We start from the raw sequence: 1266 nt of genomic DNA, 5'->3' as shown, positions 1-1266 counted from the left end.
AGGATCAGCCCGCTTGATTTTACCGCCTTCAGTTCTCCGTTTCCGGCTCGGCTTCCCTCTAGGAGGGTTTGCAAGGCTGGATCGGAGAGGATTCGGCGCACGATTTGGTTAATGAGGTCTTCATTCATGAGTTATTCCTCCATGAGCACTCCATAGCTCTGTGGGTCAATAAACGCCGCATTGGCTTCATCTAAGTCCAAGTGCATTTCTTTTTGGTATTGGTCACTGACTCGGATTAGCACATCTTCATAGACCATCGGACGTTGGCTTTCTACTTTCACACGAACTCGGTCTCCATCCTTTAAAGACCACGCTTTAGCTTCGTTAGTATGCAAGTGGATGTGCCTGCTAGCGACCATTACACCGGTTTCAAGCTCGACATGACCAACTGGGCCTACAATCTGAAGCCCTACAGTTCCTTCATGTTGGCCCGAGTCTCGGATAACGGGCTTAATTCCCAATTTAAAACAATCCGTAACGCTCAGTTCGACTTGTGTCCGTTTTCTCACGGGGCCCAAGACTCGTACATTTTCAAATTGTCCTTTTGGGCCTACGAGGGTGACAGTTTCTTGGGCGGCGAACTGAGCGGGTTGGGAGAGAGCTTTTTGAGGGGTTAACTCATAGCCTTCTCCGAACAGGGCGTTTAAATCGTCCTCAGAGAGATGGATGTGTCGATTCGAGGTTCCTATAGTGACTTGCTTCTCAGGTTGCCCGAATTTCACGGCCTTCACCGCTTTCTCTGCGTTCTCGGTTTGGTCCTTTATCCGTCCCCGTACTTCACAGGCAAGAATATAGAAGGCACTGGAAAGGCGGTTTAAGGCTTGGATCAGGTCGGTTCGGCTACAGGCCCCGGTTTCATCCGTGAAGGCCCGATTGGCGTAAAGTTCGACCTCTCGTGACTTTGCTCTAAGATGATGAAGTTTGGCTACAATAGCTCCATACGCATAGCTCAGCGGAGTATGATCAATCCCAAAGTATTTTTTGGGATGATGAGATCGTTCGCGGAGTTCTTCTGGGGTCAGACCGATCAGAGTGCTCCATTGAAAGGGCTCTTGCCTGACTTCACTGACCATCAGTTGTCTGCAAAGAGCGGCGATTTCTTCGAGTTTTTGGATAAGGTCTTTCTCCCCTTTTTGTTCGAAGAAGACCTGAGCCTCAACCAGTTCACATTGAAAGAGGTCCAGTTGTCCTCGGTAGGCAATCACCGGATGGGTTTTAGTAACTAAATCACCGGTGCGCAAATGGGTCACGTGTTCCGGTTTAATG

1 protein-coding gene is annotated in these 1266 nt (G+C 49.3%); it reads right to left on the bottom strand.

Annotation, left to right across the window (positions count from 1 at the left end):
* Nucleotides 1-131: 131 nt before the first annotated feature.
* On the bottom strand, nucleotides 132-1266 hold a 1135-nt coding region (gene pduL / locus UF75_RS29535), incomplete at its 5' end, for a phosphate propanoyltransferase (RefSeq protein WP_197079547.1).

It is taken from the genome of Desulfosporosinus sp. I2, from assembly GCF_000960765.1.
GTDB lineage: Bacteria > Bacillota > Desulfitobacteriia > Desulfitobacteriales > Desulfitobacteriaceae > Desulfosporosinus.
Note: the sequence above shows the minus strand (reverse complement) of the source record. Positions and strands in the feature narration are given on the sequence as shown.